The organism is Pseudanabaena cinerea FACHB-1277 (genome assembly GCF_014696345.1).
Lineage (GTDB): Bacteria > Cyanobacteriota > Cyanobacteriia > Pseudanabaenales > Pseudanabaenaceae > Pseudanabaena > Pseudanabaena cinerea.
In genome coordinates, this window is the sequence record NZ_JACJPY010000019.1 from 36,663 (window position 1) to 57,004 (window position 20,342).

Below are 20,342 nucleotides of genomic sequence, written 5' to 3' on the forward strand. Positions count from 1 at the left end.
AAGTGTTTCAGTATGCTTTAGCTTTCAGCCAAGAATTTTAGTTCTTGGCTGATTTGCGTAACTCCTAAGATATAAACATTGGCATCTTCTTGAAAATAGCTATCCAAGGGTACAAATATTTTTGCTATATCAGCTACAGTCATGTGTTCAGCGATCGCTGAAAATATAAGCTTAATGTCCTAATCAATGAATTAACGATCAGCCAATGAAACCCCGCATAATCGTCTGTGGTCTAGACCGAACGGGTTTTAAGATCTTGAGCCTGCTCAGACAGCAAGGCTGTTTGGTAGTGGGTATTCATGATCGCCCAATTCATCAAGACAAGGTGGAGATTATCATTGGTGACTTGGGCGCAGCCGAGACTTTAATTGCCGCAGGGATTAGGGATGCTCAAACCTTGATATTAGCGGGGGCAGACGAAGCGCGGAATTTGACGATCTTGATGCAGGCGCGGGTATTAAATCCCCATGTCAGAATTATTAATCGGTTGTTTAACTCCAGTTTGGGCATAAGGCTAGATCTAACCTTGCCGAATCACTTGACAATGAGTGTGGCGGCATTGGCGGCTCCTGTGTTTGCTTTTAGTGCTATGGGTAGTCAGGCGATCGGGCAGTTGCGCCTATTTAATCAAACTTGGCCTATCCACGAAGAATATATTGATGATCATCATCCTTGGTTTGGTAAGTCCCTATCGGATTTTTGGGAAGATCGCTCAAGAATGTTGATCTATTACCTGCCCTACGATGAGAGCCACGTGGATCTAGTCAGTGCCGTACTAGATGGACGTAAATTGCAAAGGGGCGATCGCCTATTACTTGGCACACAGCCTAGTATCCGTACCGCTTCGCGCCCCATTTTCCAAAAAATCTCCAAGCTATTTATGGGATTTCGCCATTTCCATGTCCATGGGAGATCGGTACTATTCACTTCGATCGCCTTATTGTCAACCATATTTTCGGCAACGGTTGTCTATACTAGCCTCCAAAAAAACATATCCCTCACCGATGCGCTCTATTTTGCAGTGGGAATGATTACGGGGGCAGGGGGCAATGAGCAGGTAGTTGAGCATTCTTCCAACAGTATTAAATTGTTCACAATTGTGATGATGCTGATCGGTACGGCTGTGATTGGCATTTTTTATGCGATTTTGAATGATTTTATTTTGGGTTCGCGATTACGCAATTTTTGGGACGCGGCGCGAGTGCCTCAACGTAATCATATTATTGTCTGCGGTTTGGGCAGTATTGGCGTGCAGACAGCTTTACAACTGGTGAGCTATGGCTATGAGGTGCTAGTGATTGAACGGGATGCGGATAATCGCTTTTTGGAAACCGTGCGATCGCAAAATATCCCTGTACTACATGGTGATGCCAGCCTGCCCACCACCCTCAAAGCCGCCAATATTGAGAAGGCGGAATGTCTATTGGCATTGACTAGCAATGACACTGCTAATTTAGAAATTGCCCTCAATGCTAAGGGAATTGCACCACGCTGTCGGGTAATCGTGCGCTATGACGATCCTTACTATGCGACGATGGCACAAGAGGTCTTTGATTTTGAGGCAGTGCTAAGTCCTCCCGAAATTGCCGCCCCTGCCTTTGCCTCTTCTGCCCTCGGCGGTAGGATTTTGGGCAATGGTATTGTTGCTGATAGTCTATGGGTAGCGATCGCCACAATGATTACCCCCAATCATCCCTTTTGCGGTAAGCCTGTCAGCGAAGCTTCTAAAAGTGCAGACTTTGTGCCGCTTTATATTGAGACTGCCAGTCAAACCATTCATGGCTGGAATCTGCTAGAAGCGTCCTTAAGTGCGGGGGATATTTTGTATTTAACGATGCCTGCGAGTAAGTTAGAGCAGTTATGGCGGGTCGCGCCTTTTCAGGTGGCGATCCCAAGTTAAGATAGGGTTAGTTGCTGATGATGGAAAAGGGTAAGAATTTACGCCAATTGGCTCAGCCGAGTTAGCCATTTTTGCAAGTGGCTGGGAACAGTGGTGAAGTGTATATAAATTTTCTGGTCAGTTTTACCTAAGCCCTCGGTCGCAACCTCTAAGTTGTTGAACAGTTGCTGATTATTGAGAACCTTGGCATAAATGTCACCTTCCCGATCGCCTTCTTGATTGCCTTCTTGATTATCTGCTAGAGATGCAGACTGCCAATAGTGAGCGGGAACTTGAAAATGCACTTTCAGATTCATCAGCGATGTTATGGGTTGGGATACTGACATTTCTGCACCATGCAATGACAGCCGCCAGATTTCACCGTTGAGAATATCAGTACCAAGGTGTTTTTCTTCTAGAATGCGATAGGTGACAGGAATCGGCACTTCTAAATTGGTTAAGGATTCACCGATCGCTGGCAGTTCTAAATCATAATTACCGCCGATGCCATAGATGTCGTAAATCGAAATTGGTTGGGATACGCCCTTTGGTTCCACTTCCATTGAGCCATTGGTTTTGGCGATATCGGCAATTTCGGCATAGGTGCTTTCCGAAATGAGAATTTGTCCGCCGACGGTGTAGGACTCGATGCGAGCAGTGAGATTGACATGGTTGCCAACGACAGCATACTTAGCGCGAGATTGAGAACCAATATTGCCTGCAACGACTTCCCCTGTGTTGATGCCAATGCCCATAGCGATCTCAGGCAGCCCCATTTGCCCTAATTTCTGATTGACCGCTCGCATCGATAATTGCATGGCGATCGCGCTGGCGACAGCCCTTGCCGCATCATCTGCACGGTAAATTGGCGCACCAAATAGAACTAAAATCGCATCGCCGATAAATTCATCGATTGTGCCTTCATAGGGGGCGATCGCTTCGGTCATTGTTCCGAGAAATACATTGAGAATATCGACCACCTTTTCGGGCGGCATCTTCTCAGATATTGTCGAAAAGCCGCGCAGGTCACACATGAGGATCGTCACTTTGCGCCGATCGCCCCCTAATTGCAAACCTTCGGGCGTTTCCAATAGGCTCTTAACCACGGCATCGGTGAGATAGCGACTGAAATAGGTACGGATTTGGGCGGCGGTAATGGCGAGATAGCTAGTGACGATCGCCCCGCCCCCAATGAAAGCGATCGCGGCAGGGACAAAGGGCAACCACCAGCCATAATGCAAAGCTATCAAGCAAGTGACAAATAGCCCACTGCCCAAGAGCAATGCACTCAGAGATCGTAGCAATAGTACTAATAACTCGCGATCCTTAGTTTGGACATTGCGCCATTGCCAAATCAAAATCGCACCCACCAAAGACCAGCTAAAAATCCATAACCATTCCCAAGGCTCTTGCCATGTTTGAATTGTGGGGCGATCGTCAATCGTGCTACTGAGGATATGGCTAATAATTTGCGAATGTACTTCCACCCCCGCCGTAAAAATCCGAGTACTGCCCAGACCGCTATCGAGGGGCGTAAAAAACCAATCCCGCAAACTCACCGCCGTCACGCCGATCATCACAATGCGATCGCGAAATAAGTCAGGGGCAACCTTACCCATCAGCACATCCGCCATGCGTACTGTGCGATAACCACTAGGCGATCGGCGATAATTGATGATGAACTGATGTCCTCCTGCATCAACTTGACTATAGCCGCCAGCATGGGGCTGTAACCTTGGTGGATTTAATGCCTGTTCATTTTTGAGGATTTTTTCACCATCCAGATACAGCAGAGCTAACTGCAAGCCAAAACTTAAATAGCTGTCGCCATTGGGCTGTCTAATTGACAGAAAGCCACGTCTAACCCGCCCATCGGCATCAAGGGGTAGATTTACTGCGCCCACCTGTCCTAACTCCGCGAGGGCAGGTGGCGACTTAATGTTAGAACTGGCGATGGCAAAGTTAGAATCCACTAAATCTGCTGTTTTGGTTGCGCCGATCAAATTGGGCGTAGTTTTAAATAATTGGGTTAACTGAGCATTGCCTTTACCCATTGGTTGATCGCGCACTAGGTCTAAGCCGATCGCCCTTGGTTCTTGCTGCTTGACCCGTTGCAAAAGGTTAGCCAACAACGCATCGTCAATGGGCCAAGTATATTGCCGAATATCAGCCTCATCAACGCCGATAATCACGATGCGGTTGTCCTCTGGCTCAGGCGATCGCCACCGAAAAAACTGATCGAGCATTGCTAGTTCCCAAGACTCCAGCCCTCCCACCAATCGCAACCCAATTACTACAATTGAGATAGTTGGCGCAGCGATCGCGATGCCGCGCCATTTCCAGAGGGCAGTTTTTAAATATTTGGCATATTTTGATGGTGACATCTGGCAGTCCATATAACTTTAGCGAAGCTACCCAATTCCCAATGAAAAGCTAGGCATTGGAAAAGGCGACTTTTAAGTCTTGTGGGTTCTAATATGTGTCTAGTTTATTGGTGGGAAGAGGCGAGTTCTGTGGGGGAGTTTCTCTAATTTGTGAAACAAAGGTAAAGGGTAGTACCCGATCAAGACTAGCGGCTTTTAAGAGTTCTTGCCACTCACTCAAAACCTCAGCATTTTGCGGTAAAGCCACCTGTGCCTCTGCCAAGGTTTGCACAGCCTCAAACCAAATGCCTGATGATGCCAAGAGTGCTGCTCGATCTAGCGGATGAGACATAGTGGCTAACTTAGCTGTCACCTTGCTGTCTAGCGCGACCCTCTGAAATGATCCATACACAGACTGACTGCCATAACCAATTGGCACACTAAATTGCCATGAATATTTTTTATTGAGTTCTAGTTTGGGAGCATCGTCAGGCAACCTAAAAGCAATCAAGCCTGCATCATTGCTAATTTTAAATTTAGTTTTATAAATGCGTTTGCGCTGAATAGCAGTGCCATTGTCTTCGTCAAGGCTAAAATAGGCAAAGCCACTAGTCTTCGGTACTAGGAAGTATATTGTGGGACGCTCTGCCAAGGACTGAGGCAGTGGGGCATCTTGCACCTTTAGGTTTGGCAAGAGCGCAATTAAGCAACTACCAGGCGCATCACAAGCACTGCGGGTCGCTCCTGGTACTGATACTTTTGGGGCATCCAAATTGCTCGGTGGGATATATCTGACCCTGCGCCCTTGGGCTAGGGCAGATTGTGCGGTGATTAGCGGTAAAGCAATGAGGGCGCTAATCGTAAGCTGCATAAATCTTTTTTGAGAAACCATAGGGCGATCGCCTCCAGTAAATTTAGTTGAAAACATAGGATCTAGAAAAAACAAAAAAACTAGAAAACACTAGAAAACCCCAACAATAGCTCCTTGAACTATATGAAGATACAGGGGCTGAGATCCCCGACTATTTGAATATTGAGAGAATTTACTGACTTAGTTGACTGTCTCGGCATATGTATTATTGATTCTCTATCATAAGAATGCTGTACTTTAGAAAAAGTTTCTACCGACATAACACTTAGACATAACCCTTAATTGATATTCGCTAATTACCGAAATTGCTATGAGTGATCAGAGGTAAGGAGTACAGAAGTATTTTTGAAAGTGTCGCGAAGCAATGCTTTCAAAAATACTTCTAGGCTTGTAATCAGCGCAAAGGGCTGTAATTTGCAAATTCACCTCAAAAGTCGGGGATCTTAACCTTGATATAGAGCGATATAATTTTGCATAAATGTATAAATCTCTAAATCGCAATCAATTAAAAACTATGGATATCCTTTCACTCGGTTGGTTTGGCTTGTTGGGAATGTTTACCCTGTCGATCGCTTTTGTCGTATGGGGACGCAACGGTTTATAAGCTCAAGCTAACACCAAAACCAGACATAGCAATGCTGTCGCTGGTTTTGGTGTTAGACCGCAACCATCACAAAAATCATGTCAGAAGCAATTATTTTTAATACTTTTTTCTGGTTAGCCATCGTCCTCATGGCGATCGCCACTAGCGGCATCGGCTATCTCACTTACTTGGAATGGCAAGATCGTCGGCGGCGAGGAAAAAGTTAAACCATTCATACAGGCGATCTCTTAGCCAAGGTTGATGCCAAGCTAGCCCCAGATTAATGGTGTTATTTCCATCACCCGCAGCCGCGATCAATGCGGGTGAGAGAGCCTCTGCCGTGGCTACAAAAAATTTAAAATTTTTCACCGCTTGCCATTGCTTTAGCTCCTTGAATAAGCGCACAATCGCTTGGCGATAGGGATGATTGGGCTGAGCATACCAGTCTTGTGAGCTCTCATTGGAGCGATCAAACCCCAGATGTACAACCGTAAGATGGGGCAGTAGTTCTGGCAGTTGCGGCGTGAATAAATTGTTGAGGTTGGTTGTCGATTCCTCTTGAAGCAAGAGATCATTGGCAGAAGCGATCGCTCTAAGTTGATCGACCACCTCAGGACTACAAGGCTCTTGCCAAAAAACCCCTAGGGTAATCAGTTTAGTTTGTAATAGCAAATGTCCTAATTTTTCGGCTTTGGTTTCCAAATAGCGTAGATTATGCTCATTGGTTTCGATCAATAAAGGCAAGCGTCCTACAATCTCAATATCAAAACCTTTCAAACCTGCTAACTTGCGCGGATTATTGGTAATTAAGCGCATTTTTTTAATCCCTAAATCATGGAGAATTTGCGCCCCCACCCCATAGGTACGCAGATCCGCGCCAAAGCCTAGTTTTTCGTTCGCCTCAACCGTATCCAAGCCCTGATCTTGGAGACAATAGGCTTTGATTTTATTAACTAAACCAATGCCACGCCCTTCTTGTCGCAAATAAATCACTACACCCCAATTGGCAAACTCGATCATTTTCAGAGCGCTTTGCAATTGTCCGCGACAGTCACAGCGCAAAGAGCCAAGGGCATCACCAGTGAGACATTCTGAATGAACGCGCACTAGTACTTCATTGTCGGTGAATTCTTGAAGATCACCTTTAACGATCGCTAAATGCTCAGTACCATCAAGGGTATTGCGGTAGGCGTAGACTTTGAACTCCCCGAATAGAGAAGGTAAATTGGCGATCGCCTCTCGTTTCACAAAGCGATCATGACTTAGGCGATAGCTAATTAGGTCGGCAATACTAATTAATTTAAGGTTATGCAATTTGGCATATTCAACTAATTCAGGCAGCCGCGCCATCGAGCCGTCATCATTTTGAATTTCGCAAATTACGCCCGCAGGGTACAGCCCCGACATTTGCGCTAGATCCACAGCCGCCTCAGTATGTCCCGCCCGTTTAAGCACGCCCCCATCCTTAGCCCGAAGTGGGAAAATATGTCCTGGGCGGCGCAGATCGTTGGGTTTTGTCAGAGGGTTAATTGCCGCTTGAATAGTACGTGATCGATCTTCCGCCGATATGCCTGTGCTTGTGCCTTCAACAGCATCTATGCTGACTGTAAAAGCGGTCTGCTGACTGTCGGTATTGCGATCAACCATCAAGGGCAAGTCAAGATCATCAAGGCGATCGCCCGTCATCGCTAGGCAAATCAGTCCCCTTGCCTTCACTGCCATAAAGTTGATCATTTCGGGGGTAGCAAATTGAGCCGCGCCGATGAGATCGCCTTCGTTTTCGCGATTTTCGTCATCAACAACAACAATTAAACGACCAGATTTGAGGTCATTTAGGGCATCGGGAATAGAGTCAAACTGAAACTTGGTCAAGGCTTAATGACATGAGAGAAACTATTTACTAATTATAGCTTTCGCCCTTAGGATTACAGCACTTTGCCCTAAGTAGCTATGGCAATTCTGAATTATTTGCAAAAAACTTCACATATTCCCACAAAGGGCTAGTACAACAAAACACCGTAGTTGATATACTATTTTTCTACTGAAATAACGCCGATGCCATGATTTTCCCTGACTATGCCGACTTTACCAAGCTTGCGACAGAGGGCAACTTTATACCTATATATATGGAGTTAGTTGCCGATCTTGATACTCCCGTATCCGCTTGGTATCGTGTTTGTCAAGGGCAACCCTACAGTTTTTTATTAGAATCAGTCGAAGGCGGCGAAAGAATTGGACGCTACAGCCTCTTGGGATGCGATCCGCTCTGGGTATTAGAGGCAAGGGGCGATCGCACCACACAGACCTTTCGTGATGGCAGTACTAAGACATTCACAGGCAACCCCTTTCAACATTTGCGCGATTGCCTTGCCCCGATTCATCCCGTACATCTGCCCCAGTTACCCCCCAGCTTAGGCGGTTTATTTGGCTATTGGGGCTATGAACTAATTAATTGGATTGAGCCAAGAGTGCCGATTTATCCTTGTCAAGAGGGCGATGTCCCCGATGGCGTATGGATGCAGGTGGATAGCCTTTTGGTATTCGATCAGGTCAAACGGAAGATTTGGGCGATCGCCTATGCCGATCTCAGCCAAGGTACAGCCATTGATGTTGCTTATCAATCTGCCTGCGATCGCCTGAATGTGTTGGTGGATAAACTACGATCGCCCCTTGACCGTCAAAAAACAGCGATCGCTTGGACAAACCCCAAACTTCAGCCCCCAGTTAGCTATAGCAGCAACATCTCCCGCGAAAAATTCTGCGAATCCGTGGAAAAGGGCAAGGCGCATATCAAGGCGGGTGATATTTTTCAGGTGGTGCTGTCCCAGCGATTAACCACCGAGTTTAAAGGCGAACCCTTTAGCCTCTACCGCTCGTTGCGCGTGGTCAACCCTTCGCCCTATATGGCATTTTTCAACTTTCAGGATTGGCAGCTCATTGGCTCCAGTCCCGAAATCATGGTTAAAGCTGAAGTCATCGATGGAGTCAGCCGCACTGTCCTCCGCCCGATCGCTGGCACAAGACCAAGGGGCGCAACCGCCGCCGAAGATGCCGCCCTTGCCAAGGATCTACTGGCCGATCCCAAAGAGGTCGCCGAGCATATCATGCTGGTGGATCTGGGGCGCAATGACTTGGGACGGGTCTGCAAAAGCGGCACGGTGAAAGTTGATGAGCTAATGTCCATTGAGCTTTATTCCCATGTGATGCACATCGTCAGCAATGTCATTGGTGAAATGCGTTCTGACAAATCCGCATGGGATCTGCTGCAAGCCTGTTTCCCCGCAGGTACGGTAAGCGGTGCGCCCAAAATTCGGGCAATGGAAATTATTCACGATCTTGAAGGCGATCGGCGCGGCACTTATGCAGGAGCCTATGGCTACTACGATTTTGAAGGACAACTAAATACAGCGATCACCATTCGCACCATGGTAATGAAGGATGGTAAAGCCAGCGTACAGGCTGGCGCGGGCATAGTGGCAGACTCCGATCCTGAAAAAGAGTATCAAGAAACCCTCAATAAAGCTAAAGGGATGTTGGAATCATTGCGCTGCTTAGGTTAGCCCTATGCGCTGTCTTCAAAAAAAGAGTCGCGCTGCGACTCTTTTTTTGATTGCTAAAATTCTTTTTTATTTTTTGTCCAACTAAGGCTACACTATTGGACTAAATTAGCTTTTTACTAAACTACCTAGAGTTGCAGCATTGGTATGTCGCTATCATTGCCACCTAGAAACAGATCCCTACCGCCGCAGCTAGATGTTGACAATACATCGGTCATGGTGATGAAGGATCTCAAGGATCTGCTCAGACGGATGAGTCAAGATCAAAATAAAATCCATGAGCTGCTTAGCTTTTTGGGTTACGCTCTCCGTAGCTTTAGCAATCTTAATCAGTTTTTAGAATTAATTCCCCTCATCGCTAGCCGTGTGACTGATTCCGATGGGGGAGCGCTAATTTTATTTAAGGCAAGTGGTCAGATCCGCTTAGAGTCGTTGCATTGCCCAGAGCGCAATCAGGGCGGTATGAAGGCACAGCAGGTCAGGACAGCGATCGAACGCGCAATTCAACAGGTTTTAACAGGCAGTCCAACGGCGCTAGATGAGATGGTAAGCCGCTACCTCGGCGCAGATGTGCATTTATTTGGTACATCGGTATTAGTCAAAAATGCAGTGCGGGGCAGGCTCTATATATTCAGCCGCAAGCCCGATTATGTATGGACAGACAATAAACGCACATTGATGCGCTTAGTTGCTGATCAAACCTCTGTGGGACTAGAAAATCATGAACTGACGACGGAGTTAATTAAAAAAGAGCGCCAAGATCGCGAGATGGAGATCGGCGCGGAAATTCAGAGGCAGTTATTACCACGCACCTGCCCAAAAATCCAAGGTATCGAAATTGCTGCCCGATGCTCCACTGCCAGTCGAGTTGGTGGCGATTATTATGATTTTATCCCTGTGCAGAAGGGCGATCGCTGGAGTGTTGTCGTTGGCGATGTCATGGGCAAGGGTGTTCCCGCAGGGCTAATTATGACCATGACTAGGGGAATGTTACGCGCTGAAGTCTTAAACAACCATTCACCCAGCCAGATTTTGGAGCATCTCAATGAAGTGATGTATGAGGACCTCGAAAAATCCCATCGCTTTGTGACCATGTTTTATTCTGAGTATGATCCTGCAACGCAGCTACTGACCTTTAGCAATGCCGCCCATACACCCGCTCTGCATTGGCGATCGCAAACCCGCACCGTCCATGCCCTCGATACGATGGGAGCATTAATTGGTCTAGAGGCTGGCTCTAAATATGAAGAGCGTAGTACCAAGCTCAACACTGGCGATGTGGTGATCTATTACACCGATGGCTTTACCGAAGCGGCAAGTCCTGAAGGCGATCGCTTTGACGAAGAAAATCTCCGCAAAGCCTTAGATTGGGCTTGCAATCATTGCTTCCCCTTATCCGAAGATGTGACGCGCCCTCAGATGATTCTTGACTACATTTTCCAAGAAGTACAAAACTTCATCGGAGAAGGGCATACTCATACTGATGACATGACTCTTGTAGTTTTGTTAATAAGCGATCCTTTCAATCTCAGCTCTAAATCATCACAAAGTAAAAGAATCTAAAAACTATGCTAGATACTGCACATCATTTACTGACAAGTACTCATTTACTTGGCTCATCTTACCTATCCCTGCCCGATCCATTGGTAATTAGCACCTTAAATTCGCAAATGGTGGATATGCAAACAACTTGGTACAACAATTTGCATCTAACCCTGCATATGGATTTACTAGCTCAGCAGACAAAGGAGTTTAACCAAGATGTTATGGGTGACATTGGTAAAGGATGGAACAATTTTGTAAAATCTGGACAATTGACAGCTATGGCAATCGGATTGGTTGTTGGCTATATGTTTAGAAGCATAACTAATCGCTAACACAAAAAACTCCTGCTAAAATAAAAAGCGCCCCATTTGCAGAGGCGCTTTTTATTTGACTTGATTTTGTTTGATTCGATGGAATGGCGGAGGACGGATTTGAACCATCGACCTTCGGGTTATGAGCCCGACGAGCTACCAGGCTGCTCTACCCCGCGTTGTTCACTAAATTAATATAACATACTTTAATTTAATTGCAAGCATTTTGATCAAATTTTTGTTTGAACGTAGCGCGATTGTCACGTCAAGCACTGGGCTACAGTCTAGGGGAATGTTTGAAATTGTTGCTCTGTCACAGTTTTAAAGAATTTATTTGAGTTGGGTTTGAGAGCAGAACATTGTATTGTCTTAGTCAAAAGTCAAGATAGCTTTATGCAATTTATTTGTACCTCACAAGGGGCGATCGATTTACAAATCAACGGAGCGCTGGGTGTTGCCTTTAATAACTTACAAGGCGATCACGCCGAGAAACTGCCTGAAATTTGCCGTTTTCTATATCAACAAGGACTAGATGGGTTTATGCCCACCCTAGTCACAGCACCTATGGAGCAACTGCGGCGATCGCTCTTTTATTTGGCACAGGCGATCGCCCAACAAAAACAAAACCCACAACCCCGTGAAGCCCAAATCTTAGGCATACATCTTGAGGGTCCTTTTTTACATCCTGACAAGCGTGGCGCTCATCCTTTACCGCATCTACTGCCCCTCGACCTTGAACGATTGCAACAAACTTTAGATGGCTATATCGACATTATTAAAATAGTCACCCTTGCTCCCGAGCTCGATCCCTCTGGTACAACCATCAAATATCTACGCGATCACCAAATTATTGTCAGTGCTGCCCATTCCACCGCGACTGCTGCCCAAATGCAAACGGCGATCGCCCAAGGCATAACCATGATCACCCATGCCTTTAACGCGATGCCTAGTCTGCACCATCGCGATGTTGGTCTATTGGGAGCAGCAATTTTAAGCGATCAGGTCTGGTGTGGTTTAATCGCCGATGGGGTTCATGTATCGGCACAAATGGTCAAATTGCTCTACAGAATGACCAACAAAATCTTCCTAGTTAGCGATGCCCTTGCGCCGCTAGGCTTAGCCGATGGTAATTACCCTTGGGACGATCGCTCCATCACTATCAAAAATGGCACAGCCCGCCTCCCCGATGGCACACTCTCAGGCACAACAGTACCGCTACTAGATATGGTAAATAATCTATACCAATGGCAAATCTGTTCGGCTGAGCAGGCGATTAATTTGGCGATCGTTGCTCCCCGTATGGCAATGAATATGCCATCAACATCACACCGCTTAGCATGGTATCAAGCTATGACAGGGGATATTGTTTGGAAAAATTTGCCCCCAGAACATAGCAAGTAGATATAGCAACATATACAAATTAGTAATCGTTGCGTTGCTAATGTATAGCACCTCACAAATGAATTAGGATTGCTATATATTATTAGCTATATTTAAATTTAAAGATATCTATGCCATAGGGCTTAGATCCAACATTGCTTAATAATTTTTTAATGTTTTTAGGAAGTATAAATACTTACTAGCAATCCACTGGTTTAGGTTGAAACCTTTGCTATGTAAAGACTCTAGCTTTTAAGGATTTTATAACAACCCAAACGTAAAGATGTGTTAAGCTATTTTCAAATCCATATAAATACACCTAGTTAAATCAGGATTTAAGAACATGACCATTGCAATGGGCAGGTCGCAGCAAGTCGAAAGAGGATGGTTCGACATCCTTGACGACTGGCTAAAGCGCGACAGATTTGTATTCATTGGCTGGAGCGGCTTACTACTATTCCCCACAGCATTTCTATCAATTGGTGGCTGGTTCACAGGCATCACTTTCGTATCTTCTTGGTACACCCATGGTCTAGCATCTAGCTTCCTTGAAGGCTGCAACATCTTGACCGTAGCCGTATCCTCCCCTGCATTGAGCGTTGGTCATTCCTTGCTCTTGCTTTGGGGACCTGAAGCACAGGGCGACTTTACACGCTGGTGTCAAATCGGCGGATTGTGGACATTCCTCGCTCTACATGGCGCTTTCGCTTTGATCGGCTTCATGCTACGTCAATTTGAAATCGCTCGTCTAGTCGGTATCCGTCCTTACAATGCGATCGCTTTCTCTGGTCCTATCGCCGTATTCGTATCAGTATTTTTGATGTACCCCTTGGGTCAATCTGGTTGGTTCTTCGGACCTACCTTTGGCGTAGCTGGTATCTTCCGTTTCATCTTGTTCTTGCAAGGTTTCCACAACTGGACTCTGAACCCCTTCCACATGATGGGCGTAGCAGGTATCCTCGGTGGCGCACTGCTCTGTGCAATTCACGGAGCAACCGTTGAAAACACCTTGTTTGAAGATGGCGAGAATGGTAGCTCCAACACCTTCAAAGCATTCAACCCCACCCAAGCTGAAGAAACCTACTCTATGGTTACAGCAAACCGTTTCTGGAGCCAAATCTTCGGTATTGCTTTCTCCAACAAGCGTTGGTTGCACTTCTTCATGCTATTTGTACCCGTAACTGGACTATGGTTCAGCAGCGTTGGTATCGTTGGTTTAGCATTGAACTTGCGTGCCTATGACTTCGTATCTCAAGAAGTCCGTGCCGCAGAAGATCCTGAATTTGAAACCTTCTACACCAAGAACTTGCTCTTAAATGAAGGTATTCGTGCATGGATGGCTCCTCAAGACCAACCAGCCGAAAGATTCATCTTCCCTGAGGAAGTACTTCCTCGCGGTAACGCATTGTAATTTCTCGCAAGAATTTTTGGGGCGTAACCGTCACAATAGATTTGCCAAATTTAGCTATTAGATATCAGTACGGATAGACTAGTTTTTAGATTATGATGGATTTCATCAAACTTCTAGATGTTAGCAGCTACTAAACTGGTATCTGATAGCTAAAAAATTATTTGCACTATAAACCTATAAACAGTTTTCTGGAGATCCCTTCTCGTGACAACGACCATTAACTTAAATAATTTGGGAGTGGGTGGACGTACACAGGATACATCAGGCTTTGCTTGGTGGTCTGGTAATGCACGTCTCATCAACCTTTCTGGCAAACTGCTGGGCGCTCACGTTGCTCACGCTGGTTTGATCGTATTCTGGGCTGGCGCAATGACTTTGTTTGAAGTTGCCCACTTTGTGCCTGAAAAGCCAATGTACGAACAGGGCTTTATTTTGCTACCTCACTTGGCGACCCAAGGTTGGGGCGTTGGTGCTGGTGGTGAAGTTGTAGATATCTTCCCCTACTTTGTAGTTGGCGTACTTCACCTCATTTCTTCAGCAGTGCTTGGGTTTGGTGGTATCTACCACGCTCTCCGTGGTCCTGAAGTTCTTGAAAATTACTCCTCTTTCTTCGGATACGACTGGAAAGACAAGAATCAAATGACCAATATTATTGGTTATCACTTGATCCTGTTGGGTATTGGCGCTCTATTGCTAGTATTCAAGGCGATGTTCTTCGGTGGGCTATACGACACATGGGCTCCTGGTGGCGGCGATGTGCGTGTGATTACTAACCCAACCCTCAATCCAGTAGTAATTTTCGGTTACTTACTGAATTCGCCCTTTGGTGGTGAAGGCAACATCGTTGGTGTTGATAATCTTGAAGATGTAGTCGGTGGACATATCTGGATTGGCTTGATCTGTATCGGTGGCGGCATTTGGCATATTCTTACCAAGCCTTTTGGTTGGGCAAGACGCGCCCTTGTTTGGTCTGGTGAAGCATATCTTTCCTACAGCCTCGGCGCATTGAGCTTCATGGCTTTCATCGCTACTTGCTTTGTCTGGTACAACAATACTGTTTACCCTAGTGAGTTCTTTGGTCCTACTGCTGCCGAAGCATCTCAGTCTCAAGCGTTCACTTATCTTGTACGTGACCAAAAGTTGGGTGCAAATATTGCCACCTCTCAAGGACCAACTGGTCTAGGTAAGTACCTAATGCGTTCTCCTTCGGGCGAAATCATTTTTGGTGGTGAAACCATGCGTTTCTGGGATTTCCGTGGACCTTGGTTAGAGCCTCTCCGTGGTCCTAGCGGATTGGACATTGACAAACTAAAAAATGATGTTCAGCCTTGGCAAGTACGTCGTGCTGCTGAGTATATGACCCATGCACCTTTGGGATCTCTAAACTCCGTTGGTGGTGTTATTACCGAAATCAACGCAGTTAACTTTGTATCGCCTCGCTCTTGGCTGTCTACCTCTCACTTTGTCCTATCCTTCATGTTCTTGGTTGGTCACTTGTGGCATGCTGGTCGTGCGCGTGCGGCTGTTGCTGGCTTTGAAAAGGGCATTGATCGTAAGACTGAAGCTGTACTATCTATGCCTGATCTAGATAAGTAATTCTAAGTTCTAAAAATTGCTATGCAGTTTTAGGTTTACATATCTGTAGTCACGGCAAAATCCCCTAAAAATAAAAAGAGCATTGGCACAAACCACCATTGCTCTTTTTATTAGGGTGATCAATCAGTTAAACAAAAATGGGACGCATTGCGTCCCATTTTTGTTTAGTTGCTGCCCGTGAATATAACATCGGGAAATTTGCCTTGAGCTTCAGTCATCGGGCGATTTTTGCCCTCCTGTTGCCAGTAATTAATTACTTCGGTTGCTTTGTTCAAAATTTCAATGCGATCTTGATCGGCAATCCAAGGCTTGCTTTCCATTTCTGATTTAAGTTGATCCCATGCGTCATCACGAGGCCAAAAGAAATACTTGGTAAGAGGACTAAACCCTTTACCAACAACCTGATCAACGGCAAGAGCTACATTATTCTCCAACCATAAGATTTTTAGTATAAATTGAGACAATGCTACCTACCTCCGACAAAATTTAAATTACATATTAAAGTAGCGATCTTTCATTATATCACAGTTATATGGCGCTCTAGGATGACTTAAAAACCAGAAACATTTTTGAAAGTGACGCATTTAAAAATGTTTCTGGGACGAGATTGATTAAAGTATTAATGTTTAGGAATTTCCATGTGGGAGAAAATGGGCGATGAATGTTTTTATTTTTGATATTGACGGGGTAATTCGTGATGTGTCGGGTTCCTATCGGCGGGCTTTGGCGGATACGGTTGAGCATTTTGTGTTGCATCTGACGGGCGATCGCTATCGTCCTAGCTCAGAAGATATTGATGATCTCAAGGCGGAGGGGACTTGGAATAATGATTGGGAGGCTTCGCAAGAGTTGATTTTGCGCTATCTCAAGGGGCGATCGCTTACAGTTAGCTATGAGGAGATTGTGGCATTCTTTCAGGGGCGCTATCGCGGTAAGCGATCGGATTGGACAGATGGTTATATCGCCTCTGAGCCGTTGATTGCTAACAAAGAATATTTTGTGAATTTGACTGCATCGGGAGTGGGTTGGGGTTTTTTTAGTGGTGCAACTAGGGCTTCGGCTGGTTATGTGTTGGGAAGGTTGGAGATTGCTAATCCTGTGCTGGTGGCGATGGAGGATGCCCCAGGCAAGCCCGATCCAACGGGACTTTTGGTGGCGGTTCGGCAGATTGCGGCGATGGGCAAGGATGAGATCGAGCAGGTGGTGTATGTGGGGGATACGGTGGCGGATATGCTGACGGTGGTTAAGGCGCGTGATTATGAACCGAATTATCAATATGTTGCGGTGGGGGTAATTCCGCCCCACGTGAGGGATCGTGATCGTTATGCAGATTTATTAAGGGCTAATGGTGCGGATCTCGTTTTAAATAATGTTTTGGAGTTAGAGACAAGTTTCCAATCAAGAAACGGCTAATCTATAAAAATCACAAAAAAATTACAAACGGCGCATTGCGCCGCTTATGATTTTTCGGGTTTTAAGGTAACTTTTTCGATTCTTGATCGAGGAGATCCTGTTCGGTGGTGTATGCCAGATTATTTTGATCAATTACTTCTTGCTTGGTGGCAAATTTACGCGCAAAGGCTAACTTTTGGCGTAGGTTGGGGGATGCGGCGGCTAGTTGTTCGGCACGGGCGGCACGTTTGGCATTGCGATCGCTGATTCCTTGATTTAAAAATTGCAAAACCAAGTAACGGACTAGGGGTGTTGATAAAAACAACACTGCATAGGTAATCAAAAAGCCATAGGATGCTTTGATAAAACCAAGGAAGCCCACAAGAGATTTTGCCAATCGGGGATCGCCCAATAAACTACCTAAGTAAAGCGCAGCGACTAGATAAAAAACACCTAAGCCGATCGCTAGGGCAATTTTGCCAGCAGGGGCTTGGCTAAATTTCCAGAGCTTTTCTTGGAGATAATTGCCAGAGGTGGTAGCTAGGCGCTTCGAGGCGACTTTTTGTAGTTCAGGAAATTTATAGGCGATCGTGCCTGCTTCGCTGACTTCGGGGAAGCCGTTAAATTTGGCTAAAACAGGGATGACAAAATATTCATCTCCCTCTAGACGGCTAGTTTCATCCAGATAAGGAGCGATTTGTTCGGCAATGACCACACCATTATTGCTACGGATCATCGCTGCAATTTCGCGCCAACGCCGTTCTTCGAGGTCAGCATTGGGGTTGCCGTCACCAAACAAAAATGAGAACACACTTTCTAAAAAGCCCATTTCATTGGGATCGCGTTGGCGGATCTGTTCGGGCTCGTAGTAGTAGGGGTCAAACATGATGAAGGGGTTGCCAAAGGGATTGCCCCATCCGCCTAGCCAGATAAAGCCACCACCACCGCGATCGCTGCGACGGTCATCCCGATCGTTGTCGTTGCGGTTTTGACTTTGCAATGCGATCGTGGCGGCGATGATCCCTAAAACCACGATCACAATCGAAACAATCAATAAAATCCCAAAGGAGGCTCGGATCGCCCAAAAAAGCCATTTCCAAACCCCTTTCAGCCATTCTTGGACTTGAAGTTTAAAAGAACGGCTAATTAAAATATTCCGAAAGTCTGGGGCAAACTTATAGGCAATTTCCCCCGACTCAGCAACTTGGAGGTTGCCCCCTGTTTCTGAGGCAAGGGCTAAGACTTCACGCTGGGCGGTATTGAGATCTAGTCCAGATTGCGCCGCTACATCACCGATGGTGACACGATAATTAAGTTTTTCGACGGCTTCCATCACTGCGGTACGAGATGTCATAGGCTTTTACTGATTTAACGGCTAATACCAATTCTATGACATCCACCTCCTTGATTAACGCAATGGGAATTTCAAAGACGACTTAAATCTATCGTCAACTTGGTAGTGTTTTAGATTTGTTGGACAAGGGAATCTAATAAAAGATGCGATCGCCCCTAATCTCACAATGTCATAAATCATCGCGAATATTAGCTAAAATGTTGTGGTGCTAAAATTGATTGGCGATCGCTCAAGTTAACCAGCGCAAACGATTATGTTACAGACAATCCAAGGAATATATCGGAACGGTAAGATCGAGTTAGCAGAAATCCCTCAAGACATTACGGAGAGCCAAGTTTTTGTGACTTTCTTTAAGCCTGAGTCAGTTAGTCTCGCTAGTCAGTTTATGTCGTTTGGGATGTTTTCAGGTTCTCAACAATCGACTGAAGCTGATTTTAAAGATGGTGATTTAGAGTACAATCATATTGAAATCGTAAAAACATACTAATTTAGATCGTGAGTATATGAACATTAAGTTAGATTTACCCAATCTATTAGAGCAAGAGTTATCTTTGGAAGCTACAAGGCTAAACGTATCTCTTTCTGATTATATTCTCAAGATTTTGACGCTGAGACGTGATTGGTTAGAGGAAGTGGAAGATGCTGAAGATCTTGCCGATGCGAGTATTGCTTTACTGGAAGATGGCTTTATCCCTTTGATGGATGTAAAAAGGGAATTAGGAATTAGTTAGATGTCATACGAAGTTGGGTTTAAGCCTTCTGCTTTGCGAGAAGTTCGCAAGTTGGATGAGGTTACACGCAAGGCTATTATTTCAGAAGTTGAGTTGCTTGCGGATAATCCTCGTCCTGATGGTTGCAAGAAGTTAAAGGGAGAAAGTAATTTATATAGAATTCGGATTTTGGGTAATTATCGTGTTGTCTATGAAATACAGGATCGGCGGTTGATTGTGACTGTTGTTAAGGTTGGTCATCGACGTGATGTATATCAATAGCGATCGCCATGTGCCTTCTAGAGCGAGAGTCTGTCCTGCTTGATTGGCAAAGTTACCGACTACGGTGATTAGGTCTTGAGCCTTGGGTACTTTTAGCCGCGCTACGGTATAGCCTGTCTCTTCGGAGTGAAAGGTGAGGCGTTCGATGATGCCTTGGAGATAGTCGGTGTTGTCAGGCATAAGCCATAAGGACGGATAAATGTAGCGATCGCTTTACCATTATTAGCTAAAATGTTGTAGTGCTACAATTGATTGGCGATTGCTCAAGTTAACCAGCGCAAACAATTATTTTACATAGAAATCTAAAACGATGACTATTCAACAAATTGAGTCGGCTATATTAGAACTTCCTCCTAGCGAATTTCGCAAAGTTATTGATTGGCTATTGGATTTAGATTATCAACGTTGGGATGAGGAGTTAGAGAGTGATATTGAGTCTGGGAAGTTAGATTTTCTAGCACAGGAAGCGATTGAGGATTTTGAAAATGGATTTTGCAAGCAAATCTAATGCACTTCACAACCAGACGATTTTGGGGATATTACAAGGCTTTACCTGAAACTATTCAGGAGATTGCTGATCAAAGTTATGAGTTACTAAAAACCAATCCATCACATCCATCTTTGCACTTAAAGAGAGTTGGGAAGTATTGGTCAGTCAGAATTAGTAAGGAATATCGGGCAGTGGGAATTGAGGTTGAGAAGGGTATTTCTTGGTTTTGGATTGGTACGCACGCTGAGTATGAACGTCTCATTGGGAAGTGATAATATTTGGGCGATCGCCATGTGCCTTCTAGGGCGAGTGTCTGTCCTGCTTGGATATTGGCAAAGTTACCGACTACGGTGATTAGGTCTTGAGCCTTGGGTACTTTTAGCCGCGCTACGGTATAACCTGTCTCTTCGGAGTGGAAGGTGAGGCGTTCGATGATGCCTTGGAGGTAGTCGGTGTTGTCAGGCATAAGCCATAAGGACGGATAAGTTTAGCGATCGCTTTACCATTTCGCTCATGTGGGTAAATAGGTGAAATGGTAAAATAGGAAAAAAGTTTTGACGCAACAACAGACATAAACATGATCAAGTTTCCCCTAACTGAACTGTTAGACGATCAAGC

21 protein-coding genes, 1 tRNA gene and 2 pseudogenes are annotated in these 20,342 nt (G+C 45.4%); 15 read left to right on the top strand and 9 right to left on the bottom strand.

The window, feature by feature from the left end; all coding sequences use genetic code 11:
* Window positions 1-17 precede the first annotated feature (17 nt).
* Window positions 18-143 (bottom strand): hypothetical protein, encoded by a 126-nt coding sequence (locus H6F44_RS23525; RefSeq protein ID WP_277874115.1) that lies wholly within the window; start codon window positions 141-143, stop codon window positions 18-20.
* Between the two features lie 62 nt (window positions 144-205).
* Here H6F44_RS23525 and H6F44_RS08285 point away from each other — a divergent pair, with 62 nt between their 5' ends.
* A complete protein-coding gene (locus H6F44_RS08285) occupies window positions 206-1,900 on the top strand; it encodes an NAD-binding protein (protein WP_190350480.1) in 1,695 nt (564 codons plus the stop codon).
* Between the two features lie 38 nt (window positions 1,901-1,938).
* Here H6F44_RS08285 and H6F44_RS08290 read toward each other — a convergent pair whose 3' ends face one another.
* Both H6F44_RS08290 and H6F44_RS08295 read right to left on the bottom strand, forming a co-directional pair.
* Window positions 1,939-4,263, bottom strand: a complete 2,325-nt coding sequence (locus H6F44_RS08290) for a CHASE2 domain-containing protein (protein ID WP_242016495.1) — start codon at window positions 4,261-4,263, stop codon at window positions 1,939-1,941.
* 88 nt (window positions 4,264-4,351) lie between these two features.
* Window positions 4,352-5,170 carry a DUF928 domain-containing protein gene (locus tag H6F44_RS08295; protein WP_190350482.1) on the bottom strand — a complete coding sequence of 273 codons (819 nt, stop codon included), beginning with the start codon at window positions 5,168-5,170 and terminating at the stop codon, window positions 4,352-4,354.
* Window positions 5,171-5,627: 457 nt separating this feature from the next.
* Here H6F44_RS08295 and H6F44_RS08300 point away from each other — a divergent pair, with 457 nt between their 5' ends.
* Both H6F44_RS08300 and H6F44_RS23530 read left to right on the top strand, forming a co-directional pair.
* Window positions 5,628-5,717 (top strand): cytochrome b6-f complex subunit PetN, encoded by a 90-nt coding sequence (locus tag H6F44_RS08300; protein WP_190350483.1) that lies wholly within the window; start codon window positions 5,628-5,630, stop codon window positions 5,715-5,717.
* Between the two features lie 77 nt (window positions 5,718-5,794).
* A complete protein-coding gene (locus H6F44_RS23530) occupies window positions 5,795-5,923 on the top strand; it encodes a hypothetical protein (protein ID WP_277874116.1) in 129 nt (42 codons plus the stop codon).
* On the opposite strand, the gene ribBA is transcribed toward H6F44_RS23530, so the two are convergent.
* Window positions 5,877-7,568 carry a bifunctional 3,4-dihydroxy-2-butanone-4-phosphate synthase/GTP cyclohydrolase II gene (ribBA, locus tag H6F44_RS08305; RefSeq protein ID WP_190350484.1) on the bottom strand — a complete coding sequence of 564 codons (1,692 nt, stop codon included), beginning with the start codon at window positions 7,566-7,568 and terminating at the stop codon, window positions 5,877-5,879. The two genes, H6F44_RS23530 and ribBA, sit on opposite strands and share 47 nt — an antisense overlap.
* Before the next feature lie 188 nt (window positions 7,569-7,756).
* Between ribBA and trpE the strand changes: the two genes are divergently transcribed.
* From trpE to H6F44_RS08320, 3 genes are all read left to right on the top strand, one after another.
* Window positions 7,757-9,256: an anthranilate synthase component I gene (trpE, locus tag H6F44_RS08310; RefSeq protein ID WP_190350485.1), complete on the top strand. Its 1,500-nt coding sequence runs from the start codon at window positions 7,757-7,759 to the stop codon at window positions 9,254-9,256.
* A gap of 144 nt (window positions 9,257-9,400) precedes the next feature.
* Window positions 9,401-10,816 carry a PP2C family protein-serine/threonine phosphatase gene (locus H6F44_RS08315; RefSeq protein ID WP_190350486.1) on the top strand — a complete coding sequence of 472 codons (1,416 nt, stop codon included), beginning with the start codon at window positions 9,401-9,403 and terminating at the stop codon, window positions 10,814-10,816.
* Between the two features lie 5 nt (window positions 10,817-10,821).
* Window positions 10,822-11,130: a hypothetical protein gene (locus H6F44_RS08320; protein ID WP_190350487.1), complete on the top strand. Its 309-nt coding sequence runs from the start codon at window positions 10,822-10,824 to the stop codon at window positions 11,128-11,130.
* Window positions 11,131-11,214: 84 nt separating this feature from the next.
* On the opposite strand, the gene H6F44_RS08325 is transcribed toward H6F44_RS08320, so the two are convergent.
* Window positions 11,215-11,288 (bottom strand) — tRNA-Met (locus H6F44_RS08325).
* Window positions 11,289-11,502: 214 nt separating this feature from the next.
* On the opposite strand from H6F44_RS08325, the gene nagA reads away from it, so the two are divergent.
* From nagA to psbC, 3 genes are all read left to right on the top strand, one after another.
* On the top strand, window positions 11,503-12,510 hold the full coding sequence (gene nagA / locus H6F44_RS08330; protein WP_190350488.1) for an N-acetylglucosamine-6-phosphate deacetylase: 1,008 nt from the start codon (window positions 11,503-11,505) through the stop codon (window positions 12,508-12,510).
* A gap of 322 nt (window positions 12,511-12,832) precedes the next feature.
* Window positions 12,833-13,900 (top strand): photosystem II D2 protein (photosystem q(a) protein), encoded by a 1,068-nt coding sequence (psbD, locus tag H6F44_RS08335; RefSeq protein ID WP_190350489.1) that lies wholly within the window; start codon window positions 12,833-12,835, stop codon window positions 13,898-13,900.
* Window positions 13,901-14,104: 204 nt separating this feature from the next.
* Window positions 14,105-15,496 carry a photosystem II reaction center protein CP43 gene (gene psbC, locus H6F44_RS08340; protein ID WP_190350490.1) on the top strand — a complete coding sequence of 464 codons (1,392 nt, stop codon included), beginning with the start codon at window positions 14,105-14,107 and terminating at the stop codon, window positions 15,494-15,496.
* A gap of 164 nt (window positions 15,497-15,660) precedes the next feature.
* Here the strand turns inward: psbC and H6F44_RS08345 are convergent, their stop codons facing one another.
* Window positions 15,661-15,960 carry a 30S ribosomal protein PSRP-3 gene (locus tag H6F44_RS08345; RefSeq protein WP_009627931.1) on the bottom strand — a complete coding sequence of 100 codons (300 nt, stop codon included), beginning with the start codon at window positions 15,958-15,960 and terminating at the stop codon, window positions 15,661-15,663.
* Window positions 15,961-16,153: 193 nt separating this feature from the next.
* On the opposite strand from H6F44_RS08345, the gene H6F44_RS08350 reads away from it, so the two are divergent.
* A complete protein-coding gene (locus tag H6F44_RS08350; protein ID WP_190350491.1) occupies window positions 16,154-16,909 on the top strand; it encodes a TIGR01548 family HAD-type hydrolase in 756 nt (251 codons plus the stop codon).
* Window positions 16,910-16,970: 61 nt separating this feature from the next.
* Here H6F44_RS08350 and H6F44_RS08355 read toward each other — a convergent pair whose 3' ends face one another.
* Complete coding sequence (locus H6F44_RS08355) at window positions 16,971-18,242, bottom strand: hypothetical protein (RefSeq protein ID WP_190350492.1); 1,272 nt, start codon at window positions 18,240-18,242, stop codon at window positions 16,971-16,973.
* 253 nt (window positions 18,243-18,495) lie between these two features.
* Between H6F44_RS08355 and H6F44_RS08360 the strand changes: the two genes are divergently transcribed.
* From H6F44_RS08360 to H6F44_RS23965, 3 genes are read left to right on the top strand one after another with little or no spacing between them, the layout of a single operon-like run.
* Window positions 18,496-18,729 carry a hypothetical protein gene (locus H6F44_RS08360; RefSeq protein ID WP_190350493.1) on the top strand — a complete coding sequence of 78 codons (234 nt, stop codon included), beginning with the start codon at window positions 18,496-18,498 and terminating at the stop codon, window positions 18,727-18,729.
* 16 nt (window positions 18,730-18,745) lie between these two features.
* On the top strand, window positions 18,746-18,973 hold the full coding sequence (locus tag H6F44_RS08365) for a hypothetical protein (RefSeq protein WP_190350494.1): 228 nt from the start codon (window positions 18,746-18,748) through the stop codon (window positions 18,971-18,973).
* Window positions 18,974-19,234, top strand: coding sequence for a type II toxin-antitoxin system RelE family toxin (locus H6F44_RS23965; protein ID WP_190350495.1), 261 nt, complete (start codon window positions 18,974-18,976; stop codon window positions 19,232-19,234).
* Here the strand turns inward: H6F44_RS23965 and H6F44_RS23970 are convergent.
* A pseudogene (locus tag H6F44_RS23970) lies at window positions 19,235-19,414 on the bottom strand (YrrC family ATP-dependent DNA helicase); the annotation flags it as partial. It lies immediately after the preceding gene.
* 130 nt (window positions 19,415-19,544) lie between these two features.
* Here H6F44_RS23970 and H6F44_RS08380 point away from each other — a divergent pair.
* Both H6F44_RS08380 and H6F44_RS23975 read left to right on the top strand, forming a co-directional pair.
* On the top strand, window positions 19,545-19,742 hold the full coding sequence (locus H6F44_RS08380) for a hypothetical protein (RefSeq protein ID WP_055076402.1): 198 nt from the start codon (window positions 19,545-19,547) through the stop codon (window positions 19,740-19,742).
* Window positions 19,742-19,996 carry a ParE family toxin-like protein gene (locus H6F44_RS23975; RefSeq protein ID WP_055076403.1) on the top strand — a complete coding sequence of 85 codons (255 nt, stop codon included), beginning with the start codon at window positions 19,742-19,744 and terminating at the stop codon, window positions 19,994-19,996. The genes H6F44_RS08380 and H6F44_RS23975 overlap by 1 nt, the downstream gene beginning before the upstream one ends.
* 2 nt (window positions 19,997-19,998) lie before the next feature.
* On the opposite strand, the pseudogene H6F44_RS23980 reads toward H6F44_RS23975, so the two are convergent.
* A pseudogene (locus H6F44_RS23980) lies at window positions 19,999-20,190 on the bottom strand (YrrC family ATP-dependent DNA helicase); the annotation flags it as partial.
* Between the last annotated feature and the right edge of the window lie 152 nt (window positions 20,191-20,342).